The 25,841-nt window shown below is 36.2% G+C and carries 24 protein-coding genes and 1 pseudogene; 4 read left to right on the top strand and 21 right to left on the bottom strand.

Annotated elements, in window-relative coordinates; genetic code table 11:
- The 15 genes from F9U64_RS23275 to F9U64_RS21725 form a co-directional block, all read right to left on the bottom strand.
- The coding region (locus tag F9U64_RS23275) for an MATE family efflux transporter (protein ID WP_228275846.1) at positions 1-845 on the bottom strand (845 nt) is incomplete at its 3' end.
- Positions 846-1,031: 186 nt separating this feature from the next.
- Complete coding sequence (locus F9U64_RS21790) at positions 1,032-3,623, bottom strand: ABC transporter permease (RefSeq protein WP_153407006.1); 2,592 nt, start codon at positions 3,621-3,623, stop codon at positions 1,032-1,034.
- Complete coding sequence (locus F9U64_RS21785; protein ID WP_153407005.1) at positions 3,620-4,303, bottom strand: ABC transporter ATP-binding protein; 684 nt, start codon at positions 4,301-4,303, stop codon at positions 3,620-3,622. Before F9U64_RS21785 ends, F9U64_RS21790 begins: the two co-directional genes overlap by 4 nt.
- 109 nt (positions 4,304-4,412) lie before the next feature.
- On the bottom strand, positions 4,413-5,417 hold the full coding sequence (locus tag F9U64_RS21780) for a sensor histidine kinase (RefSeq protein WP_153407004.1): 1,005 nt from the start codon (positions 5,415-5,417) through the stop codon (positions 4,413-4,415).
- A 1-nt stretch (position 5,418) separates the two neighbouring features.
- Positions 5,419-6,102, bottom strand: a complete 684-nt coding sequence (locus tag F9U64_RS21775) for a response regulator transcription factor (RefSeq protein ID WP_153407003.1) — start codon at positions 6,100-6,102, stop codon at positions 5,419-5,421.
- Positions 6,103-6,142: 40 nt separating this feature from the next.
- The gene (locus F9U64_RS21770; RefSeq protein ID WP_153407002.1) at positions 6,143-6,688 is read right to left on the bottom strand and encodes a DUF1697 domain-containing protein; all 546 of its coding nucleotides are present in this window, start codon (positions 6,686-6,688) and stop codon (positions 6,143-6,145) included.
- 150 nt (positions 6,689-6,838) lie between these two features.
- The gene (locus F9U64_RS21765) at positions 6,839-8,371 is read right to left on the bottom strand and encodes a DHA2 family efflux MFS transporter permease subunit (RefSeq protein ID WP_153407001.1); all 1,533 of its coding nucleotides are present in this window, start codon (positions 8,369-8,371) and stop codon (positions 6,839-6,841) included.
- A gap of 284 nt (positions 8,372-8,655) precedes the next feature.
- Positions 8,656-9,429 (bottom strand): C39 family peptidase, encoded by a 774-nt coding sequence (locus F9U64_RS21760; RefSeq protein ID WP_153407000.1) that lies wholly within the window; start codon positions 9,427-9,429, stop codon positions 8,656-8,658.
- 206 nt (positions 9,430-9,635) lie between these two features.
- Positions 9,636-10,772, bottom strand: a complete 1,137-nt coding sequence (locus F9U64_RS21755) for a hypothetical protein (RefSeq protein ID WP_153406999.1) — start codon at positions 10,770-10,772, stop codon at positions 9,636-9,638.
- An 11-nt stretch (positions 10,773-10,783) separates the two neighbouring features.
- A complete protein-coding gene (locus F9U64_RS21750; RefSeq protein ID WP_153406998.1) occupies positions 10,784-12,043 on the bottom strand; it encodes a hypothetical protein in 1,260 nt (419 codons plus the stop codon).
- Positions 12,040-12,924 carry an ABC transporter ATP-binding protein gene (locus F9U64_RS21745; protein WP_153406997.1) on the bottom strand — a complete coding sequence of 295 codons (885 nt, stop codon included), beginning with the start codon at positions 12,922-12,924 and terminating at the stop codon, positions 12,040-12,042. Before F9U64_RS21745 ends, F9U64_RS21750 begins: the two co-directional genes overlap by 4 nt.
- A gap of 1 nt (position 12,925) precedes the next feature.
- Positions 12,926-13,684: a hypothetical protein gene (locus F9U64_RS21740; protein WP_153406996.1), complete on the bottom strand. Its 759-nt coding sequence runs from the start codon at positions 13,682-13,684 to the stop codon at positions 12,926-12,928.
- Entirely contained in the window at positions 13,668-14,231 is a 564-nt protein-coding gene (locus F9U64_RS21735; protein ID WP_153406995.1) for an RNA polymerase sigma factor, read from the bottom strand. Before F9U64_RS21735 ends, F9U64_RS21740 begins: the two co-directional genes overlap by 17 nt.
- Before the next feature lie 272 nt (positions 14,232-14,503).
- Positions 14,504-15,457, bottom strand: coding sequence for an alpha/beta hydrolase (locus F9U64_RS21730; protein WP_153406994.1), 954 nt, complete (start codon positions 15,455-15,457; stop codon positions 14,504-14,506).
- Between the two features lie 384 nt (positions 15,458-15,841).
- The gene (locus F9U64_RS21725) at positions 15,842-17,101 is read right to left on the bottom strand and encodes a CYP152 family fatty-acid peroxygenase CypC (protein ID WP_153406993.1); all 1,260 of its coding nucleotides are present in this window, start codon (positions 17,099-17,101) and stop codon (positions 15,842-15,844) included.
- A 155-nt stretch (positions 17,102-17,256) separates the two neighbouring features.
- Between F9U64_RS21725 and F9U64_RS21720 the strand changes: the two genes are divergently transcribed.
- Entirely contained in the window at positions 17,257-18,099 is an 843-nt protein-coding gene (locus tag F9U64_RS21720) for an aldo/keto reductase (protein WP_153406992.1), read from the top strand.
- A gap of 53 nt (positions 18,100-18,152) precedes the next feature.
- On the opposite strand, the gene F9U64_RS21715 is transcribed toward F9U64_RS21720, so the two are convergent.
- The gene (locus tag F9U64_RS21715; RefSeq protein ID WP_407647356.1) at positions 18,153-18,917 is read right to left on the bottom strand and encodes a DUF2935 domain-containing protein; all 765 of its coding nucleotides are present in this window, start codon (positions 18,915-18,917) and stop codon (positions 18,153-18,155) included.
- Positions 18,918-19,097: 180 nt separating this feature from the next.
- Complete coding sequence (locus F9U64_RS21710; protein WP_153406990.1) at positions 19,098-19,724, bottom strand: spore coat protein; 627 nt, start codon at positions 19,722-19,724, stop codon at positions 19,098-19,100.
- A 128-nt stretch (positions 19,725-19,852) separates the two neighbouring features.
- Between F9U64_RS21710 and F9U64_RS21705 the strand changes: the two genes are divergently transcribed.
- Positions 19,853-20,890, top strand: coding sequence for an NAD(P)/FAD-dependent oxidoreductase (locus F9U64_RS21705; protein WP_153406989.1), 1,038 nt, complete (start codon positions 19,853-19,855; stop codon positions 20,888-20,890).
- A 77-nt stretch (positions 20,891-20,967) separates the two neighbouring features.
- Here the strand turns inward: F9U64_RS21705 and F9U64_RS21700 are convergent, their stop codons facing one another.
- The 3 genes and pseudogenes from F9U64_RS21700 to F9U64_RS23265 all read right to left on the bottom strand — a co-directional run.
- Positions 20,968-21,933: a bile acid:sodium symporter family protein gene (locus F9U64_RS21700; RefSeq protein ID WP_153406988.1), complete on the bottom strand. Its 966-nt coding sequence runs from the start codon at positions 21,931-21,933 to the stop codon at positions 20,968-20,970.
- 194 nt (positions 21,934-22,127) lie between these two features.
- On the bottom strand, positions 22,128-22,478 hold the full coding sequence (locus F9U64_RS23270; protein WP_228275845.1) for a winged helix-turn-helix transcriptional regulator: 351 nt from the start codon (positions 22,476-22,478) through the stop codon (positions 22,128-22,130).
- A pseudogene (locus tag F9U64_RS23265) lies at positions 22,467-22,802 on the bottom strand (winged helix-turn-helix transcriptional regulator); the annotation flags it as partial. The pseudogene F9U64_RS23265 and the gene F9U64_RS23270, both read right to left, overlap by 12 nt.
- A 265-nt stretch (positions 22,803-23,067) precedes the next feature.
- Here F9U64_RS23265 and hxlA point away from each other — a divergent pair.
- Positions 23,068-23,700 carry a 3-hexulose-6-phosphate synthase gene (hxlA, locus tag F9U64_RS21690; RefSeq protein ID WP_153406986.1) on the top strand — a complete coding sequence of 211 codons (633 nt, stop codon included), beginning with the start codon at positions 23,068-23,070 and terminating at the stop codon, positions 23,698-23,700.
- A gap of 6 nt (positions 23,701-23,706) precedes the next feature.
- Complete coding sequence (gene hxlB / locus F9U64_RS21685; RefSeq protein WP_153406985.1) at positions 23,707-24,261, top strand: 6-phospho-3-hexuloisomerase; 555 nt, start codon at positions 23,707-23,709, stop codon at positions 24,259-24,261.
- Positions 24,262-24,412: 151 nt separating this feature from the next.
- Here hxlB and uvsE read toward each other — a convergent pair whose 3' ends face one another.
- Positions 24,413-25,369: a UV DNA damage repair endonuclease UvsE gene (uvsE, locus tag F9U64_RS21680; protein WP_153406984.1), complete on the bottom strand. Its 957-nt coding sequence runs from the start codon at positions 25,367-25,369 to the stop codon at positions 24,413-24,415.
- Between the last annotated feature and the right edge of the window lie 472 nt (positions 25,370-25,841).

The raw sequence follows: 25,841 nt of genomic DNA, 5'->3' as shown, positions 1-25,841 counted from the left end.
AGAAGTATGGCATTGGCTGCAAGAATAATTTCACCCTGTGCGGAACTTGTAGCCGTAAAAATTAATGTCATTGTCAACAGACAGACTGTTCTCAAAAATAAATCACGATTCACCCGCCACATCTTGATTAACAGTTGAACGTCCAGCAGACTGTTTATTCTTATTGCAGTAAATCTTTTTCGATTTTGATAGAGAACGATCAGAATCCCAATTAATACACCGCTAATCTCTGAAATTAGGGTCGCGTAAGCAACACCACTCACTCCCATTTTCATTCCGATAACAAAAACAACGTCCAGTATAATATTCATTACATTCATTGTAATTTGAGTAGCTAGTGATAACCTTACTTTCCCCATCCCTATCAACCAGCCAATTACAACATAACTTAATAGCAGGAAAGGTGCACTCCATATACGAATTACAAAATAGTCTGAAGCATGCTCCAGTACTGATGAACTTCCTCCAATCAATTGGGAGGATAAATGAAAAATTGGCTGTTGAAGAATGACAAAGAGAAAACCTACCAGAAGAGCTATGCAAGCAGGTCTCAATAATGACATAATAACTTCTTGCTCATTCTTCGCTCCCTCTGCCTGTGATGTAAATCCACTAGTACTTACCCGTAAAAATCCGAAAAGCCAATACATTGTATTAAATATAACCGCTGCTACAGCTACACCGCCAATCGCGGCAGTGTCTGCCATTCTTCCAATAACTGCAGTATCCACTGCTCCCAGTAAAGGTGTGGATATACCTGAAATAATTAATGGTATTGCTAAATGCAAGTATTGCTTATGACTGAATAGTTGTGTTAACTCTGTTGGTTTGTTTTTCTGCTTCATACCATCACTCCACTGTGTATCATCGATCTAGCTATGTATATTATTCGTTTAAGGTTTATAGCGAATGTAAAACGTAATGATTACGATTGAAATTTGATTATAAAATAAAATGGTGAGAAAGTAAAGATTTTTCCAATTAAAATATTCCCCCTAATTTTATAGGGAGAATATTAAGCTAATCTTCTATTAAATAGCTTCTTCCTTTAAACTATCCATAATATTTTCTTTCTTAATTTTTCTAATGGAATAAATCATCGTTGTTCCTACAATGGTAAAAATACTTATAATTACATAGAGTATGCTCATCCACGGGAATGTAAATCCATACTCAAATGTACTCTGAAAAGCTTTATACATAAGAACGATAACAAAAACACTAAGTGGTAAACCGTACAGCAATGCCTTTAATCCATAAAAAATACTTTCATAGGAGATCATTTTATCAAAGCCTTTTGGTGTCATTCCGACTGACTTTAACATCGCAAACTCCCGTTTACGTAAGGCGACACTTGTCGAAATCGTATTAAATATATTGGCAATTGAAATTGCTGAAATTAATGCCAGAAATCCATAAACGAAAATAGACATAAATAGCAAAAGACTCTGCTCTTCTTCTTTTTGTTGAGCTACATTGTAGAAGTACATGTCAGAGCTCTTTATTTCGTTAATTCTACTCTCTGTTAAAGATTTATCAGAGCTATTTAGATATACCGTTGTTTCAACTAAATGTTCGGCCTTATTTACAAGTTCATCGAAGATCTGTTTAGGCATAACTACGTCTAACCCTCCAGGACGCGCTGTATATATTCCCATAGGTATCTGATCCGTTAATGCACCAGTTTCTATAATGCCTAATGGAATTTCTTCTTCAGTTTCATAATTCTTTGCATATAAGTTGAGTTCTTCACCGGCTTCTTGATAAATGGTGTTCGTATGAATGAACCGGCCAGTCTCTGGATCTCTGTAAGTAACTTCGTCAATAACAATTGCTTGCGGATTAGTTGGATTCATAAATTCTTCTGGATCAGCACCAATCTGATTCGCAAATCTGGTGAAACTTTGTTCATCATATCCATAGAGGTTAACGTAGTAAGGATATTTCCCATCCCTTAATGCTTCCTGATAATCTGGACTTTGTTTCAATTGATCCGCTATCTGGCTCTCCTCTATCATGGCATTAACTTGAACACTTTTGACCAGGCTGTATTCTGTCACACCTTCCAGATTGGTAAAAGGCTCTAAGTCTTCTTCTGTTAATTTGCTGGAAGCACCGCTCAGTTTGTAGTCAAAATTTATATCATCCATTGACATCTTAAATGTTCTTTCCAAATTATCGGTAAAATAAGAAATAGTGAGAAATAACACAATACTGATAACAAGAGAAAATACAGTTGCCCGATAACGTTTCCTGTTTCGCTTTAAATTCTTCAATCCTATCTCCGCTTCCATTCCAAAAAGTTTACGCGTCAATTTCGATGTTTTTACTGCCTTTCTACTTAATTTTACATCATCAGATTGCCGTATTGCATCAATGGCAGATATTCTCGACGCCTTTCTTGCAGGCTTATATGTTGAGATAAAGATCGTTACAGCTGAAATAATTACAGCGGCAATAATCGACCATGGTGTCAAGATAACATGCAGCTTTTCTGACACCCCTAAAGTACCTTCTACTAAGATAACAGAATTAATAAATATGAAGGTTAATGCGATTCCGCCAACTCCAGCAATAATCCCAAGTGGAATACTTACAGAACCGATAACTGCACCTTCAAAGAAGACTGAATTCCGCTTTTGTTTCTTCGTCGCACCTATACTTGAAAGCATACCAAGATGACGGGAGCGTTCCGAAACACTTATAGCAAAAGCATTGTAAATTAACGAAATGGATCCTACCATTATGACAAGAATGATAATACCCAAAAGGGAAAAAAGTGTGATGCCTAATTCAACGTTCTTTGTAATTCCATAATATCTTAGCAGTTCATTATGATAGGTTAATCCTTCTTTGTTTATTTGTTCCATAATATTTTCTGCATTCTCAAACAATGAAAAATTAACATCTTTAAATGTAACAAATGCATCTAAACTTTCTTCCATCCCAGCAAGATTCGGATCTAAATAACTGATGGCAATATAGCCGGGTGCCCATGAAGCATCCCACATTGTTTGATCAATTGTCCCAACGACAGTAAACGTCATTGTCTCTTCCCTGTTAAATTTTTCTATTATATCTCCATTCTCCGAAACTTGTAATTCAGTTGCCTGATCGAGGATCTCTTCTGGATCAGAGAGATAACGCTGCCCGATATCCATTGTAACTTGATCTCCAATTCCAAAGGCAACGTCTGAGTCTTTCCATAAATCCTGTGATATAACAATTTCATTAGCAGCTTTCGGTAACCTTCCCTCTGACATCTTTATTGGAAATAGAGTTAATCCATTATCATTAATTTGCTGTATATAGAGATATGGCTTACCAGGATTATTATTCCCCTCTATCTTTGCATAGCCTAATTCATTGACTAAACTTGTCTCTTTCACTGAATCATCACTACTGATTATTTCAGATTCTCCGATAGAAACTGCTCGATATAGTGCATGCCAATCTCCACTGTTGGCTATTGTTTGCCGTTTCATTAAATCAAGAAATGATACACCTAATGTAGTAACTGCTGTGATCATAGCAACAGAAATGATAACACCAATGATTGTTACAAGTGTCCTTTTACGATTTTGTTTTAAATGCTGAATTGTCAATTTGTTCATAATGTTCATGGACGAATCACCTCATCCTTGGCAATTCTTCCATCTTCAATGGAAATAACACGATCTGCCTGCAACGCAATCCTTTCATCATGTGTAATCATAATTAATGTCTGGTTATACATTTTATTAAACAATTTTAATAGCTCGATGATTTCTTTACTATTCTTGCTGTCTAAATTACCTGTTGGTTCATCTGCCAGCATAATCGCAGGATTACTAATCAGTGCCCGTCCAATGGAAACACGCTGCTGCTGACCGCCAGATAATTGATTTGGCAAGTGATTTATCCGCTTCTCTAATCCTAATTTTTCAATAACATCCTTAAATTGCTTTTTATCTACTTTATGCTGGTCTAACAGCAAAGGTAATGTAATGTTCTCTTCCACCGTTAAGACAGGAATTAGATTGTAAAATTGATAAATTAAACCGATTTGTCTGCGTCTAAAGATCGCGAGTTGTGTTTCATTTAATTGATAAATATCTGTATTATCCACTAATACTTGGCCACTAGTAGGTCTGTCAACACCGCCAAGTAAATGCAGCAATGTTGATTTTCCTGAGCCAGAGGGACCAATAATAGCAACAAATTCGCCTTTATTAACAGAAAATGAAACATCATCTAATGCTTTAACAGCCGTATCCCCTTTGCCATATGATTTAGACAGATGATTAATTTGTAAAATAGTCATGTTTATTCCTCCATAATTCCTTATTTGACTATAGTTTATCTGTCTAAAATGACGATCAAGTGACTTTAAAGTGACAATATAGTCATCTAGAGGATGTTCAAACATATAGTTAAATAATAGCTTTATAAAACTTAAGATGGAATTGAGTTCCTTCTCCTTCCTTACTAGTTACCTCGATATCACCTTGTTGATTCGTAATAATACTGTAAGCCATTGCCAGTCCTATTCCCACACTCTCTTCACTGCCATCTTTTCCTTTGTAAAAACGTTTGAAAATATATGGCAGATCTGATTTAGCAATTCCCTTTCCGTTATCCTCGACTGTGATTAATGTATAAAGCGTATTTTCCGTAAAAGAAATAGTAATCCTGCCTTTTTCCTTCGTATGTTCCACACAATTTTTCAAAATATTAATCAGTGCTTCTTTTGTCCAGTTAAAATCACCTGAGATCATGATAGTATCTTCCCCATTGACTTGAAGCGTCTGTTCCTTAATATCAATAGGGATAGTAACAGATTCAACTGCCTTTTTGACTAATTCTGTGACAGGATACGGTTCTTTCTTAAATCGAACAACCCCGGCATCTATTTTGGCTAATTTAAGCAATGTTGTGACAAGCCACTCCATGCGCTCCAGCTGACTTTGGATATTTCGGGTAAATTCAATTCTTTTCGATTCTTCTAATTTATGATCTCCCAGTAAATCAGCCATTACCATCATGGAAGTGAGTGGTGTTTTTATCTGATGGGAAATATCTGATATAGCGTTATTTAATTTTACTTTATCTTGTTCAAGCAATTTATTTTGCTCTGATAATTTTAACGTTACTTTGTATATTTCATTTTGAAGAATACTCAGCTCACCTTCTTTATTATCACGGATATCCAATCCGTAATCTCCACTGTTGATCCTTCTCAAATAGGAAGATAGCTGACTGATTTTGCGATAGCGATAATAGGTATAGATAAAGTAGATGACAAACAAGATAATAAAAGTTATGACAACAAATAGAACGACATTTCCGGAAAAAAGTACCGCTGATATTGTTGTCATAACAACTCCAACTGTTACAAAACTTAATAGAAAATAAGCAATTTCTTTATTTCGTAACATCCTAGTCCCCCATCCTGTAGCCCATACCTCTTACAGTCCTGATGATGGCCGGCTTCTGTGGCTGATCCTCTAATTTCTCTCTTAATCTTTTAATATAAACCGTTAAGGTATTATCATTAACAAAGTCACCTGCTATATCCCAGATCTGTTCTAATAATTGCTCGCGGGTTAATATTTGCCCAATATGGTTGGCAAATATTAAAAGCAAACGATATTCTAAAGCAGTTAATAATATTTCGGTTCCATTTTTATAGACTTTTCCTTCTAATCGGTTAATTTTAATATTCTGATGAATAATAATTGATTGCTCTTTGGGAACTTTGTGATATCGTCTAAGAACAGATTTCATCCTTGAAAGTAACTCTCTAATGCGAAAAGGCTTGGTAATATAGTCATCTGCCCCCATATCTAAGCCCATCACTACATTGACTTCATCATCTAATGCAGTTAAGAAAATTACAGGTTTGTCACTCGTTTGTTTTATTTTTTGGCAGAGATCATATCCGCTTCCATCAGGCAGTGATAAATCTAATAGGAATAAATCAATTTGATCCATCTTCTCTTTTATCATTATCTCAGCATCCTTTGCCTTATAGCAGATATTCGTGTCATATCCTTCTTGCTGGAGGGAAAACTCTAATCCTGAAGCAATTGTTTTGTCATCCTCTACTACCATTATTTTCATTACTATCACCTTCTATAAGAAAAAACATTTTTTTCTAGTTTTATTGTGCCAATCCCTTCATCATATCGTAAACTTTTCTAGTTGTATTTACATTTCTCACTGTGACTTGTTTATAAAATTTCGTACCTATAATAGCAAGCATACCGCTTTCACTCTGAAATTCACGTTTAACAGACCAGATTATCGCACCAGATATGTAGATGACCTGATCAAATTCTTGTTTGATTGGCAGTTCCTCCATAACAGTGGGCTTGTCTACTTCCTCCCACAAAAACAGTACATCACTCTTTATTGTTTTATCATTTTCCCATTCATTAGGAATAGCTGCAACAACCTTATCCATTTCCTCAATCGAACGAACTACTGCTTTAATGTCTAATTGGAAATCATCCACTATTACCGCTTCAATTTTCTTAATCAATTCTTCTCTCTCCATCACGTCTGATCGGAACATAATATTGCCTGTATTGATATAAGTTTTGACTGACTCGAACCCTATTCGTTCAAATGATTGCTTTATTTGTTTCATGTCAATTTTATTCCTGCCGCCAACATTGATACCGCGAAGCACTGCAACATAAATCATTTCAGTCCTCCTCGTTTTTTACTTTTGTACAAATATTACCATCATCATACCATAATAAGAAGAAAATACAGCATCTCTGAAACGTATAACTTCCCAGGCTTTTCATACAGTAAAAAAAAGCTTTCGTAAATTTACGAAAGCTTTTTTGACCTAATTTTCTGTAGTTGTTGCGTGTGCTGCATCACTATTATCCGAATCATTTTCTTTACCATAGTCAGGCTTTACCCTTTTTATAAACAAAGCAAGTATTAATGCGATAACTGCAATCAATGTAGAGATAAGGAAAGAGAAGTTTATTCCATTTAACATTGCCTGATTGACGATTTCCTGTGGTATTTCTATTTCAGTTCCAGTTGCTGGTGGTGAACTGTTCATCGTTCCTGCAGTATCTGCTAACAATTCCTCTGTTCTTGTCTTTGTCCGATTATTCATTACAGTGATTAACAAAGCAGAACCTATTGCACCAGACACTTGCTGCAGCGTATTATTCATCGCGGTACCATGCGGGTTGTTAATTGCAGGTAATTGATTTAAACCATTCGTCATTACTGGCATCATAACCATTGACATCCCAAACATACGGAATGTATAAAGAATTACTAATGTGGAATATGCTGTTTCCATTCCAATTCTGCTAAAGAAATAGGATGTAATAACCGTAATCGTCAGCCCTATTACTGCTAATGTTCTTGCACCGTATTTATCAAATAATCTCCCTGTTATTGGTGACATAATCCCCATAACGATTGCTCCCGGCAGCATTAGTAATCCAGAATCCATCGGAGAAATACCTCTGATTGTTTGAACGTATATCGGCATAAGGATCATTGCTGAGAACATTGCTATTGCAATAACAATCGATATTGCTGATGATAGAGCAAACATCGGGTATTTAAAGATTCTAAATTCTAATAGAGGTTCATCCATACTAAGCTGGCGCATAATGAATGTGATTAAAGCCACTGCACCAACGATGATCGTTCCATACACAAACGGGTCGTCCCAACCATTATCTCCAGCTGTACTGAACCCATATAATAATCCACCAAAGCCAATACTGGACAGAATTAATGATAAAACATCCAGCTTAATCGCGCGCTGAGGTGTGACATCTTTTAGTTTAAAAATTGCCAAAATAAGTGTCAATAACGCGATTGGTAAAACGATATTAAACAGCATTCTCCAGCTGTAATGCTCTACAAGCCATCCTGACAGTGTCGGGCCAATTGCAGGTGCTGTAATCATTACAATACCAAACATCCCCATCGCTGTACCCCTTTTTTCTACAGGAAAAGCTGCTAACATTACGTTCATTAGAAGTGGCATCATAATTGCTGAACCTGATGCCTGAATCATTCTTGCTGCTAACAAAACGGAGAATTCCGGAGCTATACTAGCAGTAAAAGTTCCTACAGTAAACAGAAACATTGCAGTGATAAACAGCTTTTTATCTGAAAAACGTTGGATAAAAAAGGCACTTGCAGGGATGAGTATCCCATTCACTAACATATAACCTGTAGAAAGCCATTGTACTGCCGTTGGTTTTACTTCAAACTCTGTCATAATAGATGGCAGTGCTACATTAAGCAAGGTTTCATTTAGTAAAGATACAAATGCACCAATAAACAAAATTGCAATCATCCCATAAGGAGGTTTTGCATGGAGCGGGTTGTTAGTTGACATATATTTTAATTCCTTCTTTCCTCAATTTACTGAAATACTTTAACATTTTATACCGTTAGTCTATTTATTTCAACAATAAATTATCAGTGAATTTATGAAGGCTGATATATAAGGAATTAAATTATTATACTATCGTTATAAAATGTAGAAATAATAATGATAAATAAGCTTCTCCCCATCAAATACGATCTTTAGTTTTCCTGCTAGAATAAATAAAAAAAGACAGAGGAGACATGAATTTATTTCATGTCTCCTCTGCCCCTTATATTTAGTGATTCGATTGATCAATTATTAGCTGCCGAGATCGTGAATGCTTGCTGTCCCATTTGTATCCATGCCTGTTCAAAATTCTCTCTGTTTACTGCTTTGTCTTTCTCTGTTCCGAGTGGATCATTTACATATACATATTCTTCGTCATAACCAGTAATAACAACACTATGATGCTGATAAGTAACTTGCATTTCCCCTAATTCCGTTTGCCATGTCATAAATTGCTGTTCATTGAGTTTTTGAAAATTCGCATTCGTGATCACCCATACCGGCATACCGTCTTGAACTGCATTATATAAATCTGCGGGCTCTTCATTGGACAGATCAATGATACGGTCAGATGAAACATACTTGCTTGCTAATTCAATTACCGGTTCAATATAAACACCGAGTCCTGGCTTGCTGAAAGTCTCCATATCACCAACGAAACCTTCATGCATATTTCCTCTAATCCCGTTTACTTCAAATGGTTCATATTCAATATTTTCAGCTAACTCCATTTTTCCAACATCGATATTGTAGTAGTTTAATAACATGGTTAAACTTGTTACCTCACACCCACGCATTAATTCAGGCAACTGCGAAATATGAGGTACATTTAGCATGATTTTCTTATCAAGGAAATCTGCGATAAGACTGCTGTTTTTTTTCGTTAAGTTAATGCTGGATGTTTTATTTAATGTTGCTGCTTTTTCATTTCCACTTCTCGTCTCTTTAGCAAATTCAAAACCGCCAATTGTGAATAAACTAATTAAGCTAACGATCGCCAATCCTCTTTTCCCATCCATAAAAAACCTACCTTATTTTTCGATTTATGATATTAACACGAACATTTAATATTATATTTATTATAATACTAGTTAAATGTTTCAGTAAAATGTTACGAATGAAAAATATGGGTAAATTTTATCGTCAGGAATGATAGAAAGTCATATTGCGTAAGAGAAAAGGAAAGAGTGATTTCTGAATAAAATCAGAAATCACTCGAGAATCTCTATAAAATATCCAGCCTTTTCTCTCTTCTTATCCGGTAATTCAGCCAGAAGAAAGCAAAAGCTATCAGAATTGTATAGGTGATAAATGGCAGTAGTTTAGGATCATGAATACTAGCAATATTATAAATTAAGTATTCTCCGATAAGATATACCAGTATAACGACAATCGGCACCTGTGAACCGATCAAAGTAATATAGGCTGACATATATCTTGATAAAATGGTTGAAAGCACTCCTGAAATCAGTGCAAGGAGATAAATTCCTATCACAGTGAGAATGATATACTGCAGGAATGTGAGATTAAACCAGCTCTGATAGGAATTATCAAAAGACCATACCTTCGACTGAAAGAAATCTGATGTTTCATTCGTTCGGTACATTGCAAAAAAAGCAGCAAGATACGCTGTGGTGATCAGCAATGTCGTTATAACAGCTGCGATCACTTTCTTTCGGAAAATTAGCCGGCCCGTTTTTGATGTATATTGTAATAACATCACATTATTTTTCTGATCAACGATAAAAACTCTGCCAACAATAATCATCACAGATATAACAACCCAGATTGCAACCATTTTGATCAAATTATTGTAATTATCAGTAACCAGACCTGGAAGGATGCTATGGTGATATTTCCCATCTATTATTGTCTGTTTCCATGCTTCACTATTAATATGTGCTGTTGACCTGCTGAAATCTTCTTTCTTATTCGCGTATCTTTCAATGATACTTTCCCGTGCCTGAAGCTCCCAAAAAACATCCACACCTTCTTCGAACATGATATTACTCGAAAGTTTACTCGCTTGTTCATCATGCCCATCCCTTGCTCGAAATTGTTCATAGGTGGTGATGCCTATTGCTACAGCATCCTCTCTTGACTGCAAATAATCGTTGGCCTTTTCTACCTCCTCCTGATATGTTAATTTAAAATCCTCAAACTCTGTTTCGTCCATTTCCTGTCCATATTCTGCTATCATATCTTTTGCAATGTTATAATGGTCAGTTGTCGGCCTTCCATTTGGAAAAACCGAAAACTCAAAATCCATAAACAATTGATAAAATAAAAAACTCAAGAGTAAAACTAAAGCTACCACTTTCCAATCAAACAGTTTCTTTATTTCATTTAAAATAATTCTCATAGGAACTCCTTTCAATGCAATGCCTGACGATAAAAACGGCGGATGCTTACAAAAATCAATCCAGCGACAAATACTGCCCAGCTGCTTATTGTGATTACTTCATAATATGGTGATATAGTAAAAGGACTATAGCCCATAAACCATTCATGCGGGTTTAAGATCATAAAAAATGGAGTCTGGTGAATATAATGGCTGAAATTAGTTGATAAAGGGATATAACCAGGAATTAGGACACCCAGCCCCAGTATCACCATAAAACTGATAAAGACAAGATACGTATTCTTTAACCAGATCGAGAGTATGTAAGTCATTCCGCTAAATAACATCATGACTAAATAGATCAGTAATAACATTAAACCAATATATTCGATAAAACTGATGTTCCACCAGGTAATATAGGGAAAATCTGTTATCGCATTAAAATAGGAACTAATAGGAACATGCCACAGTCCGCTATAATTAAACACCAGAAAGTAAATTGCAAGTGTTGCTCCTATTAAACTAATAATGACAGCTGTATTAGCAGTAATTGCTGCAAATAACTTTGGAATAACCAGCTTTCTTCCAATTTTCGTTGTATAGGTAACTAATGCCGTCTTTTGTTCGAATTCATAGTTTGTTACTGCTCCTGTTATAAGGACAGCTAAAATAATTAACTCAAAAATGAGGATCATACCAATATCTTTAAAGAGCAAGTTATGCATCTTATATATCTTCCCATAAAAAAATAGATGCTTATGCTCCCCATTTTCGATCAATTGCTCTTTCCTGTCTGCCAACTTTTCAAACTGTGCTCGAACCGTTTCGGCAGCCTCTCCTTGAAACCCATATAAGTCAATAGTTTCTTCTGCTCTGGCACGAACATTTACATTCTCATATATCCCATCAATATCCTGCGCTGTCCGATAATAAGTTTCAATAAGATCGTATTCTAATAGTTGATTAAATTCTTTATCACTAATAGGAGGGTTCAAAAAGAATTCATCATCTGCTAACAAATCAGATGGATGTTCGTATCCTGACTTCCCATTCAGATCCTCAATTGTGCTAACCCAATCAGATATCTGTTGATAGTCACCGCCAAATTGAGCTAGCATTTCCTCATTTATTGCTGTTCCGTATTTATCAACAAGTGACGTTAATACCGATAATTCTTCTTTTATATAAGAATGGCTCCAAATAAATAAACCATTAATAATGATAAAAAATAAAAGAAGAATCCCCACAATTGGCAGCCTGAATATTTTCAACAGTTCTTGTTTTATTATCATTTCATACTGCCTGCCAATGTCTGGTCATCTTCATAAACGTGTAAGAACACATCTTCTAATGTTGGGATCACTTCCTGCCAGGCTTCTTCTAGTCTTTGCTCAGCGACAAAGCGGAATATGAGCTTTTCCTGTTCCTGTCTTTCACCAATAATTTGATAGTTATCACGGAATTGATCCTCTTCTGCTAATGAGACCTCTGTTTCAAACAGCATGCCTTTTAATTGATTGCTAATGTGCGCAACCGTGTCTTGATATAAAACCTTTTTTTCTTTAATCATAATAATTTGATTGGCGATTGATTCAACATCTGAAACAATATGGGTAGATAAGATAATGATTCGATCTCGCGCCAGTGATGTTAAAATCTTCCGGAATCTTGCTCGCTCTTTCGGATCTAAACCAGCTGTAGGCTCATCTAAAATTAAAACTTTCGGGTCATTCAGCATTTCTTGAGCAATTCCGACACGCTGGATCATCCCGCCAGAGAACTTCTTCATTTTCTTCCTTGTGACATCTTCTAAACCGACTAATGTAAGCAGTTCATTGATTCGCTGCTTGGCAGTTGACTTGTCCAGCCCCTTTAATGCCGCTAAATAAAACAAGTACTTTTCTGGTGAATAATTTTTATAATAACCAAAATGCTGAGGTAAATAGCCTAGTACATCCCGGTATTTGTCATCCAAAGCGACTATATTTGTTCCGTTATATAAAATTTCCCCTTTTGTCGGAAACATTAATGTTGCTATCATTTTGATTAATGTTGTTTTCCCTGCTCCATTTGGTGCTAACAAACCATAAATACCATTTTGAAACTCTAGTTGGATACTGTTTAAAGCCTGAAAGTTTCCATATTGTTTGCTCACATTTTCAATAACTAACAAATTAACTCATCCTTTCTCTCTGACTAGCAAATAATAACTTCTTCAGTCCTTTGAGATACACTACAAAGCTGCCAATGACGATCATTCCGTAAATATATAATGGGATTTGTTGTAATATTATAAGATACAGCCCTTCACTGAAAATTGATGCCAATATATTTCCGAGCAGCCAACCAATTGCCAGAAGCAGCTTTACTAATCTGGAAAATACATATAATTGTACATACAATAAAATAACAGCAAATAAAAATAAGGAAGAGCTTGATAACAGAAAGGCATAACCAAAATGAATCGATTGGTCCATCATTAACCCGATGATGAATACACTATTTACTAACATGCTGACAATACTAAATGTGAGCATTCTGAATGCAGCAAGTTGATAGAGATTATATTTACAGACCATTTCCACTTCGTATGTTGGCTTTTGTTTCTGAAAGATAAAGAAGAAATAAGCAAACAATAAATAAGTGACTGGGGAAAAAGTAAATATAATTGTATACACATTCCAATCATTCCATATCAACAGATCACCTAAACTCATTAGTAATCCTGTAACAACAACGATGGATAAGATAATAGTATAGATTATTTCTGTGAAATCTCGAAAGATAATACGAAAGCCAAGCTGGCGATACATTGTAAGCAGAAATGACCAGAAATTTGCCCGGCTATCCATTCCTTCGGTTAATATCGTGCTGATTTCCTGATCAATTTCTATTTCTTCAGGATATGGTATCTTCTTATTTGAATTTTGCATGGAATGCCCCTTCCTTTAACAACTGTTTAAGCTTACGTATTGTTGCATAATATTTTGTTTTCACAGTTGACTCTGTTAGATTAGTGATCTCGGCTATTTCAGCAAATGTATACTCTCCAAAAATTTTCAACCTCAAAATATATTGATTTTGTTGATCAAACTGGGCTAATATTTGTAAAACCTGATCTACTTCTTCTTTTTGTTCCAGCTTTATTGTGAAACTCTCCTCTGTTCGAATTTCGACTTCATCCATTACATCCGTCTTTTGCGATTGTTTGTAAGACTTCGAACGATAATAATCAATTAATCGTGAATTGGCAATTTTGTATAACCATGTACGGAAGGAAGCTTTTCCGTTAAAAAGATGGATGGTTTTTAATGCACTAATGAAAATTTCCTGTGTAATATCTTTTGCTAATTCCTGATCAATCGTTTGTTTATAAATAAACCCATACATCTCTTTGTAATATTTGGCGATTAATTGATTTGCTGCTGATTCGCTGGAACGTTTCTTTATTGCTTTAATCCATTTTAATTCTTGCTTCATTTCATCTCACACCACATCCATTCCTACCACAATTGCTGCTGTCTATATATTCGTAAGCAATAGGATAATAGTTTTAATATTTTCGGAAAAATTTTTATATTTATTTTTTTTATGAAAAATGACATTAATTCTATGTAGAGTTTGTACATTAAAATGATCAGTTATGTGAAATTACTAATTTTAATCGTGCATAGAGTCGTCTTCTAAATAAACGTTAAAATTCTTCTAAAAAAGCCAACTGTCGTATTTCACAGTTGGCTTTTCAGGTAGTATTATTCTATATATTTCTGTAACGAATTTTTCAATTGCTCTTGGTATTTTTCTTCCTGAATGGCATATGCCTCACCATGACCGGCGTTGTCGAAAAGCATAATTTCTTTATCACCAGTTGTATGCTGATATAGCGTTTCCGCCATTTCTGCGGGTACAAACGAATCATTATTTCCATGGAAATAAATTATCGGAACTTGTGCATTTTTGACTTGTTCTAGTGCTGAGGCTTCGACAAGCGAATAATCCGCACGTAACTTTGTAATTAAGCTAGAGGTTGGCAAAATCGGGAATGCTGGTAAATGATACATTCTCTTCATTTGATATTGAAACAACTCAAAAACACTTGTATATGCGCTATCTGATACAATTAACTCTACATTTTCCGGGTGCTCTTCTCCTGAAGCCATCAAGACAGTCGCTGCCCCCATTGATAACCCATGCCAGATAATTTGGGCATCTGTCCCAGTATGACCGATTAATTTTTCAGTCCAATCTATCCAATCAAGTCGGTCATGCCAGCCGAATCCGATGTAATCACCCTCACTCTGTCCATGCCCCCGTGCATCAGGCATAAAAATATTATATCCTAACTGTTCATAGTAGTATTGACCATATAACCCCATATCTTTCGCATTACCCAAGTATCCATGAGCAAGCATTACTGTTTTATTAGTAGGTTCTTTTGCTGCAAGGTAATAACCTTTTAGAGTCAACCCATCAAAGGATTCAAGTTCCATTTGATCGAAATCCTGCTGTTGGACCCATTGTCTCCAGCCGCCTTTTAAAAATACATCCATTGCTGCTGCAGAGACGGTTAAATCTTCATTTCCTTGCAAGAAATCTTTCTGCTCACGTTTTATTGCTAGATTATAAAAAAAGTTTCCTGCAAAAACATCTGTAAGTAATAAAATTGCCACAATGCTAATGACCGCTATTTTAAATTTCTTTTTCATACTAATCTGCCTCCCCCTGGTGTTACTATTATTATACCAAGAAGAAGCACAGATTTCTTTATTATTTGTTGATTTATGTCGAGAATAAGAGCCTATTTTTTCTTTCATATTTTGTCATAAAACCAATTTTATTATCTTTCTAGTGAAGAGAGACTTTCTAATGAATGGATGATCCCTCCAATAATTGCTTAAGTACTGTTGTATTTACGGGATGATATTCGTTCCACTAATTAATCCAGGAAACCAATAAGCTTTAGAAAATGGGGGACTAGGAAGTGGAGGATGATGGATCCTTTTTTCAGAAAGCAAGTAATCCGGATAATTCAATGGAGAATTATCCGGATTACAGTATGGACAAACTACTTCTGTCCCATCCTCTTTGTTTTACTTCTTTCTTATATTTTTAATAATAACTTTGCTTTCTGGTAAGCTTGGAATGTCGTTCATGGAATAAGTGAAATCCTGTTCCGGGAACTCAAATGAAATCTTATTAACAAAGTAGTTTAGTGTGACTTTTAATATATCGATTGTCAGCCATTCACCAGCACACCTGTGTCCAATATCAAATTCACCGCCACCTTGCGGGATAAAATTAAAAGGGCTTCCATTCCAATTTTCAAACCGTTCTGGTCGAAACTGTTCTGGCTGCTCCCAAATATCCGGATCATGATTGGTACCATACAAATCTAGTAATGTTAATGTGCCTTGCTCAAACTTATAACCATTCCAATCAAAATCATTCCTGACTCTTGCAACTGTAAATGGGAAAAACGGATAGAAGCGGCGCACTTCCTGGATAAAGTATTGCAACTGTTTATCATCACCTTCATCACCTTGGCGAAGTATGTCCACTTTTTGCGGAAATTGCGCTAAAGCTAACACAGTAAAATCAACATAGACAGAGATAGCTACAATTGGACGCAATAAATTTAATAATTCCACAGCTACTATTTCAGGTGCTAATAGCTGATTATTTAAATCACGGTGGTAACTAAATTGATATAATGGACGATCCTGATCAATTAACAGCTTGCCGCTCCTGACATCCAAGACCAGCTGTTGCAGCCACTCCTCTATCTTGGTACGTGAAGCTCTAGCTTTCCAATGTTTGGGGCCGACTGCTGAAGCATCTTCGAACAAATCACTCAATTCATCAACCCATTCATCTTCCGTCCCTTGCTTTGGAATACCAACCCAGCGCATCGCTACATTTGTCAGGACATGTTTTGCTTCATTATAAACGATTAATTCATCTGTTTGATTACGAGTTATTGCTCGATTCCATTCGACTTCTGTTAATTCTTTTATTTCATCAAGCATAGCTCTTGTCATTACTGACATGAACAAAGCTTTTCGATGATGGTGCTCATCACCATCCAATCCTTGTACACCGCCCTGGCCAAATAATGTTTTTTGAATTCGAGAGGGCGCTGCATTTTCACGAGAAAATTTACTGTTATCATAAAAAAGCTCAGCTTCTTTTTCTCCAATCAGGCAATTTGCTTTTTCACCAAGTATTCTTGTTTGAAAAACTCTTGAATTATATTTATCTTTACGTTTATGAATGAAATCATAACCTTCTCTAAGTAATGCGATTGTATGGTCTAATCCCTTCTCTTGAGGTATTTCCTGGTTATTTGCCATTGTAAAGACCTCCATTTAAAGACTTTACTTCTAATTTTCCCTATATTACGAATTAAAAACCACAAACACATTCAATTGGAGAAAGAATGTTTAGATAGTATAAGAAAAGTGGTAAATCATAAATAGCAGGAAAAAAATTAGTAAGGAGTGGTAGGATGACTGCACAAATACCGTTTAAGACTTTACACGATGGAAACCAGCTTCCAACGATCGGATTTGGAACAGCAAAAGTAAAAGGAAATTTAGGTCATATTGCGATTGCTGATGCGATTAATAATGGTTATCGACTTATTGACTCTGCTTATAATTATGAGAATGAAGGTACGGTTGGAGAAGCGATTAAGCGAACTTCTGTACCTAGAGAAAAATTAATGATAACATCAAAGCTCCCTGGGCGCTATCATTCGTACAACGACGCAGTAGAAGCGATTCAAGAGTCTCTGTATCGTGCCAGTCTGGACTACTTTGACCTTTACCTTATCCATTGGCCAAATCCAAAGCAAGGAAAGTATGTGGATGCATGGCAGGCTTTAATTGATGCACAGAGATGGGGCTTAATTCGTTCCATTGGGGTAAGTAACTTTTTACCTGAACATCTTGAACATTTGCATAAAGAAACAGGTATTTTACCAACAGTAAATCAGATTGAATTACATCCTTTCTTCAACCAGCAGGAGCAAAGAAAATGGCACGAAAAGCATGGAATAGTAACAGAGGCATGGAGTCCTCTTTATCGCGCTAAAGAACTTTTCGATAATGATACACTTCAAAATATTGCGAAAAAACATAACAAGACGGTTTCCCAGGTGGTTCTGCGCTGGCATTATCAGTTAGGCTCTGTTACAATTCCAAGATCTACATCTCGAGAACACCAGCTGGAAAATGTCTCCATCTTTGATTTCCAACTAGATGAACAAGATATGTCTTCAATTGACTCCTTAACTGAGCCTGATGGCAGAATCAATGATCAAGATCCTGCTGTATATGAAGAGTTTTAGAATAATATCAATGAAAAAGAAGGCTTACCAATATGGGCGCCTTCTTTTTCTTATTACATACTTTTGGCTTCTGACAGTTTCAACAAATAATACTCTTCTTCTCGCGCCATGTGATCTGCCATTGATGCAGTAAATATGCTCAATACCTCTGCACTTAATTCCATTTCTTCTAATTCGTGCAGAAAGGTTTGAAACAATTCTATCTCTATTTCCACATCATGATTGAATCTTTCCAGCGCAGGAAAAGAGTCAACATTTGCTCGGAGGTAACCTGTTAGTTCTACTGCTTTTAAATAAAATTGATCAAAATGCTTACTAAATGCAGCACTTTTGTCCTTTAACCGTTTTTCCACCCCGTCCATGCGGTCATTAATTGCACCTGCATGTCCCGATGCGTCAGTCAGCCAGAGTAAATGATGGTGAAGTTCATGATAGATCGGAGGTTTTTCTCCTTGCTTCAAGTAACCTAGTATTAATAAGTATTCTTCCAATTCATTTACCATATGATTGATGAAGGTAGGTGTTAAATGAATTTTCATTTGTCCTGTTACATGACGTTTTATTATCGATAATTTGTATGTTCTGAATTGTTTGGTAATATCTTCTGTCATAATGGCAAATGCGATGGCATTGGATTCATTCAGTGTATGAGCCTGGGTGAGCAGTTCATCATATTGTGTTTGAAACATTTTTGCTTTCTCAATATCCTCTCTCTGTGAGGGGTATAATGAATCGTGGATAAATCGAGCATGATCGCCTAGAACTTGTAACCAAAATTGATGTTCAAAAACAGCACTTTTTACATAACTGGATTGCAATGAAACACATCCCCTTTTCAACTCATGATGCTTCATTCTATTCCAGTCAAGGAAAAAATATTATCATGTTTTAATTAGAGAAATGAAATGCGACACTGTGAAAAAAGTTCATCAAAACAAGTGAACCGTATGAACAAGAATAATCTCCTGGCTCATACGGTTCTTTAAGCATCTATTCGATTAATGGATGTTTTGCTGTGGCGCTTTTGTATATGCTTGTACCATAATATCCATGTCTTGCGCATTAAGTTGCGGTACTTGGTAATAACCATTTTTATTTTGATATAAGAATAACTCATAGCTCATTTCGATCATATTCGGTACACTGTCTGCAATTACACGACGTAACACAGGGTTATTCATCTCTGCTCCTGCCATTGTAAGGCTAGAGGAAGCTGCTTTTGTTTGCCCTAACATAAATGAGGAGAAACACTCATCTGTAAACTCATTAACAGACTGTTTTGGTTTCTTTGGCTGTCCAGCTTTTAATCCATAAGTTACTTCATTGCTTTGTTGCATTTTATATTGCTGTGTTGGAACTGCCGGATCTTGGCCAGTTTGAAAACATTCTACAATGGTGTTATACATTTGTGTCATAAAAGCGGTTTGACGTTGCAGGATATTTTTCAATTCCTGATCCTGAATATGCTGATTATAAAGTTGATACTGCTCCAACACACCGATTAAACAGCCAATCAATTCATGAGAATCAAGTAATTCGTGAGCACCATGGTTATGACTGATTTGTTGATTTGCCATATTTTGAGGCATTTGCATATTGTTTTGCATTTGATTTTGATTTTGCACAGAATTTTCCTCCTTTATTCATCCATTCATCTTTAGATTGTCCTTCTCCAGCTTATTTATGTATATTGTTTTTCACCAAATGACAACTTTCCTTATGATAGGTTATACTATTGAACAGGAGTGATTTCATGTCAACATTTTCAATTATAGGTGGCGGAATTGCCGGTGCATCAATTGCTTATCACCTTGCAAAAGCCAACCACCAAGTTACCGTATATGACAGATTAGATAAAGGGCAGGCAACATCAGCGTCAGCAGGTATTATTTGTCCATGGGTTAGCCAAAGAAGAAATAAAAAATGGTTTAGACTTGTCCAGGAGGGTGCTCGCTATTATCCCGAGTTCATTAAGGAATTAGAGGAATGGACAGGACTATCCACAGATTTCAGAAGAAATGGAGCAATTTGCCTTTTTAAAGATGACCATATTCAACAGCTCGCTTATGAACGAATTTCAGCAAAACAAGAAGGTTCCCCTGAAATGGGTGATGTTAGAAAATTGAGCAAAGCAGAAGTGAAAGAAATGCACCCACATTTAACGGATACATATCCAGCCGTATTTGTCGAAGGCGGCGGTCAAATTAAAGGTGAGAGTCTTCTTACTGCATTAAAAAAAGGCATCCTTCTCCATAACGGAAAATGGCTCGAGCAAGATATTTCACCAAGAGACTGTGAAGGAACGGTCATCTACACAGCAGGTGCCTGGGCACGGGAGTATCATCAACATCCTATGGTTCGACATCAGCGTGCTGAACTTTTACATCTGAAAATAAATGGAGAGCTGCCAGACGGAGAAACCCCTGTCGTAATGGGATTAGGACCAATGTATATTGTGGAAACAGCGGCAAATCAGTTTGCAATTGGAACAACCCATGAAGATACAGAAGATTATTCTATTACTCCTTCTCGCGATAATTTGAACTATCTGCATGGAGAAGCGGAACGTTATTTTCCTGATACACCAATTGAGGATCAATTTATATCAGTAGGATTAAGACCATTTACAAGGGATTCTTTACCTTATATCGGACATACTGAGGACGGCATTTTTATTGTTAATGGCTTAGGTTCAACTGGATTAACTTGTGGACCAGTCATCGGCAGGGAAGTTGCCGCATTTTTAAATGGAAAAGAAACAAAGCTGAATTTGGAAGATTATGCATACTGAAGGTCACAGAAAAAAGCTGCCTGAAACACCTAAGGCAGCTTTTCTCGCCTATATTAACAAAGAACATGAACCTTTGTTCAGGCACTTTGTCTTTTTTTCGGATTATTCTTTTCTTCTTTTTCTTGCATCTTTCGGAAAATCGTTGCGATAATTGGTCCTGAGATATTGTGCCATACACTGAAAATGGCACTGGGCACAGCTGATAATGGACTGAAGTGCGCGCTTGCCAGTGTTGCACCAAGTCCGGAATTTTGCATTCCAACTTCAATTGAAACTGCTTTCTGCTGCTTTGGACCCATTCTTAATAATTTTCCTAATACATACCCAATAACATATCCTAGTGTATTGTGTAAGACAACAATTAAGAAAATTAGCAGACCTGTTTCTGCGATTTTTGCCTGGTTGCCGCTCACTACTGCTGCAACAATTGCTACAATTCCTATAACTGATACTAATGGAATTGCTTTAACACCTGCTTCTACTTTATCTTTTAACACTGCTTTAATAATTAATCCTAATAAAATCGGGACTAACACAATCTGGACAATAGATATAAATAAAGATCCTGCCGAAACCTCTAACCACTGACTCGCAAAAAGATAAATAAGTGCTGGTGTCAAAATTGGTGCAAGTATTGTGGATACTGCCGTAATAGAAACAGATAATGCTGTGTCACCCTTAGACAAATATGTCATAACATTTGATGAAGTTCCACCAGGACAGCAGCCTACCAATATTACTCCAACTGCAACTTCTTCTGATATCGGCAATAATGTTGCTAAAGCGAAGGCAATCAGCGGCATGATGGTAAACTGGCCAATTACCCCAATCGCAACTTCTTTCGGACGTCTAAATGCTTCCTTAAAATCATTAGCTGTTAACGTAAGACCCATACCAAACATAATAATACCTAATAATGGGGTAATATACGCTCCAAGCCAGGTAAATCCTGAAGGTAGTAAAAATGATAAAACTGCAAATAATACAACCCAAATGGCAAACGTGCTTCCTACAAAACTGCTTACTCTCTCTATAGCTTTCATGTTCCCCCTCCTATAATCAGTACATTATAGTATATTTTCAGAAAATTTGAAACATTTTTTCATTTAATTTTTAGGATGTATTTATTTCCATTTTTTAAATCATTACCTTCTGTTATTCCTCCATAAAAAAAGTCTGAACTATATAAGGCAGAATATAGTTCAGACTTTTTTCAAGTAATACTTTATGGACTAATTTAAAAAACAACCGGATTTTTTTTATCTGTCTGATGCATATAATTCCTTCCCCATTCCTCTAACTTATGTAAGATCGGCAAGAGATTATCTCCTTGATCTGTTAAGGAATATTCAACTTTTGGAGGGACTACAGGGTAGACTTCACGATGAACCAGACCATCATGCTCTAATTCTCTTAATTGATTTGTTAACATTTTCTGCGTTATATTAGGAATCAATTTTTTTAATTCCCCAAATCGTTTGGTGCCTTTTCGTTCTAAATGACATAAGATGATGAGTTTCCATTTCCCTTCAATCACTGTGAGGGCAAGTCTTTTCTCATAATAGAGATCCTGACTTTCCACGTTTATTGCGTCTAAGTATTTTCTTCCCCAATCCCTCAGCAGATCTAAAATCGGAATAAGACTTTGCCCTTGTTCTGATAAAGAATATTCTACTCTTGGAGGAGCAACACGATATACCTCCCGATGAACAACGCCGTTTTTCTCAAGTTCCCTCAGCTGTTTTGATAACATCTGTTGCGTAATATTCGGAATTGACTTTTTTAATTCACCAAACCGCTTTGTTCCTTTTATGCCTAAGTTGCACAATATCGTTATTTTCCATTTTCCCTCGATAAGTGAAAGGGTCCATTCTTTTTCAGGATAAAAACTCATTTTATTATCAGGTTTCATCTTATCCCCCATCTCACGCATTAGTCTACTTAAAGTTACTATAACAAAAAAAAGTGCCTACTTACAAAAGAGTAGCTCTCTGTATTATGATTAATCCATAGTAAGCACTAACTATAGAATAAGTTCATTTTCTTTTCTGCTGAGAGGAATGAATGAAAAATGCTGTTTTGGAAATGATAGCTTTGTCTATTTCCTACATACCATTTTAGTGCTGTTTATCATCAAAGATGTTCTAAAAAATACTAAATATAAGGAGTGTTTCTTAATGGAATTACAATTAGCGTTAGACCTGGTAAATATCCCTGAAGCAAAGGAAGTAGTAAAAGAAGTCGAAGAGCATATCGATATTGTGGAGATCGGAACACCAATCATTAAAATTGAAGGACTTAAAGCAGTAACAGAATTAAAAGAAGCTTTCCCTAATTTGCAAGTATTAGCAGACTTAAAAACAATGGATGCTGCTGCTTATGAAGTACAAAAAGCGTCTGAGGCGAAAGCTGATATTGTTACAATCCTTGGGGTTGCGGAAGATGAATCAATTAAAGGTGCCGTGGAAGAAGCGAAAAAGCAGGGTACTAAAGTTCTTGTTGACCTTATTGCTGTAAAAGATATCGAAACAAGAGCAAAAGAATTAGATGAATTCGGTGTAGACTATATCTGTGTTCACACTGGTTATGACATGCAGGCAGTAGGTAAAAACTCATTTGAAGATCTGCAAACAATTAAAGGCGTTGTGAAAAATGCAAAAACTGCTGTAGCAGGCGGTATCAAATTAGATACACTTCCAGAAGTAATTAAAGCACAGCCAGATCTTGTGATTGTCGGCGGAGGAATCGCTGGCCAGGATGATAAGAAGGGTGTTGCAGCTAAGATGCAGCAAATGATCCAGGAAGGTTAATCTGGTATGAAAACGACGGAATATCTGACGAAAATTTTAGAAGAGCATACTCAGGCTGTTGACTTAATTGCGGATGAGGAAGCTGAAGAGCTGGTGAATAGCATTACCAACTCTAAGAAAGTTTTTGTTACAGGTGCCGGCAGATCCGGATTAATGGCAAAGTCTTTTGCGATGCGGATGATGCATATGGGGATTGATGCATATGTTGTTGGCGAAACAGTTGCACCTACTTTTGAAGAGGACGATATATTGATTGTTGCTTCAGGATCTGGTGAAACGAAAACGCTTGTGCCAATCGCTGAAAAAGCAAAAAGTATCGGTGGAAAAGTTGCTGCTGTGACATTATCACCAGAATCAACAATTGGGAATTTGGCTGATGTAACGTTAAAATTAGCTGGAGCCGCTAAAGACCAAGGAACGAACAATAAAACAATTCAGCCAATGGGTTCTTTATTTGAACAATCTTTATTGCTTGTTTTTGATGCGATTATTTTAAGATTTATGGATAAAAAGGGTCTGGATACGACAAAAATGTATGGTAAACATGCAAATCTGGAATAACCTTGGCATAATAACGAAGAAGCAGGAATGTTGCATACTCCTGCTTCTTTTCATATATTCTATGATTAGTTGAAATCCTTATTGTGGTATTGATTTTTCTGCATTAATTGCACCACTGCCATAAATATACTGGTTGGTTTCTAACTGATTTTTAAATCCTTATGGCTGCACCATTCACTTGTTTATAACCTCGTATTTTACTCAATTCTTCTGTAAGTTTTAATGCAGCTTTATCTTTTGCTTTTGCTTCTATCATAATATCTGCTGATTCGCCATATGTTTTCAGAGCTTTGATAAATGGTATTGCAAAGTCTATGTTAACATAATCTGCATGTGCTCTTATTAACTTTTCTGACTTAGGTGAAGATAAATGAAATTTAGGTACCTTTTCAGTATTTTTCCATGTGGCAAAGATTCTAGGTAATAATAGCTCAAATCCTTCCCCATCACCTGGGTTCGCCCAATGATGGTGGTAATCGAACACAAATGGAATACCGTGTTGCTCACATACTTGCAGTGTTTCTTCAGCAGTATATGTCTTATCATCATTTTCAAGTGTTGTCTGCCTGCGAATATCTTTGTCCAGCTTGTCAAAGTTTTCATCAAATCTGCTTATCGCTTCTGGTTTATTTCCATATGCTCCGCCAACATGGATGTTTATGTTGGCATCCTTATTTAGCCCCATTGCTTCCAGCATCTCATAATGATAGGTCATATCAATAATAGCATTGCTTGTGACATGGTCCTGCGGGCTTGTAAATAATGTGAATTGATTCGGGTGAAAGCTGACACGTAAATTATTCTTTTTAACAAGCTCACCGATTTCTCTGAACAAATCAGAAAATGGTGTGAGATAATCCCACTTCACTTCTGGATGTGTAGCAAGTGGAACAAGTGATGATGACATCCGGTAAAGATCAATTCCATGTGCAATATTGTAATGTAACGTTCGTATCGTATTTTTTAAATTTTGTGAAGTAAGATGATAGAGTTTCTCTTTTCTGCTGTCCTTATCTTGTTTCTTCCAATTGGTGAATGTTAATGTTCGGGAAGGAGAAGCTTCCCATAAAGAAATTGCTGTTGATACATATCCAAATCTTAGGATCATTATTTTCCTCCAGCTTAACTTAATGATAGTTGTATTGTTTCTGTGTTGAGATATAATCATACACTGATTTATCCCACTTTCCTAATAAATAAGTTATTATCGACAGAACAGTTGAACTTATATACTCTACCCCTTTAAGTCCTATCATTAACATAGGCATGCTTGAAAGCCTTGAAGGAAGGATAAGCGGAACGCCAAGGTATTCAGACCTTGCGTGAATGCCTTCGGGGAAGAATAAGCGGAGCGCCAAGGTATTCAGAGCGTCCATGAATACCTCCAGGGAAGGATAAGCGGAGCACCAAGGTATTCGGAGCGTCCGTGAATGCCTTCAGGGAAGAATAAGCGGAACGCCAAGGTATTCAGAGCGTCCATGAATACCTCCAGGGAAGAATAAGCGGTTAAGCCAGTATAATTGTGTAAAAAGAAAAGCCATTATAGCTTTCCTCATGATACAATGTTTTCAACCACGATA

The sequence above is a fragment of the Gracilibacillus oryzae genome (genome assembly GCF_009498735.1).
GTDB lineage: Bacteria > Bacillota > Bacilli > Bacillales > Amphibacillaceae > Gracilibacillus > Gracilibacillus oryzae.
Note: the sequence above shows the minus strand (reverse complement) of the source record. Positions and strands in the feature narration are given on the sequence as shown.